Raw genomic sequence first — 706 nt, 5'->3', positions numbered from 1 at the left:
GTTAATAAGTCGCTCTCATCCCACACCCACTGTGAGTCCAATTGTTCTATTAAATCCGTTGAACGCGTCACTCGCCAGTACTGGTCATAATATGCCGTTTGTAATGGCACGCTTTTACTGCCTACAAGCCGAGTGACTGTGGTACTGCCACTGTTATCAGTACTTGGCTGATATTGGTATAAATGGCTTAATCTATCGGCCCCCAGTGTATCTGCGGGCAATTGGATACTGGCGACCTTCCCCGTTTCCGCCTCATAGCGAATTTCATAACGCCTGTCATTGGATAACCCGCTGAAATAATCTGCATCTGCCGCCTCAGAAGTCCTGACACTGGTTAAGTTATTCGCACTGTCATAAGCAAAATCCACTAACGCACCATTATCCTGGGCCATGCGCGCCAGATTGCCATTACTGTCGTACCACAAGGTGATCTTAGTACCATCAAAATTAGTAAAGCGAGTCAACTTTCCATTAGCGGGTCTAGCAAAGCCTTCTCCAGGACGATAGGGTCCATCTGCATCAGCCAATGTCGTGTAATTAAACGCAGCGAAACGTCCACTCACGGGATCATAAATCTTTTCTATTCGGCCATTCGTCCAAGTAACAGACCAAACGGCATCCTTCAACTTACCGACTTTACTCTGACTTGTTAAATAACCGTTCGCATCAAACTCAGAGACATTACCCGAAATATCCGTGTAAATAA

Annotated in this window: 1 protein-coding gene; it reads right to left on the bottom strand. The window is 45.9% G+C overall.

Translation table 11 applies throughout. The features are described 5' to 3' along the window. The coding region (locus tag Q0779_RS23700; protein WP_298776721.1) for an RHS repeat domain-containing protein at positions 1-706 on the bottom strand (706 nt) is incomplete at both ends.

It is taken from the genome of uncultured Shewanella sp. (assembly GCF_947491715.1).
Lineage (GTDB): Bacteria > Pseudomonadota > Gammaproteobacteria > Enterobacterales > Shewanellaceae > Shewanella.
The sequence above is the reverse complement of the archived record's forward strand: the minus strand, read 5'-3'. Positions and strand labels throughout refer to the sequence as shown.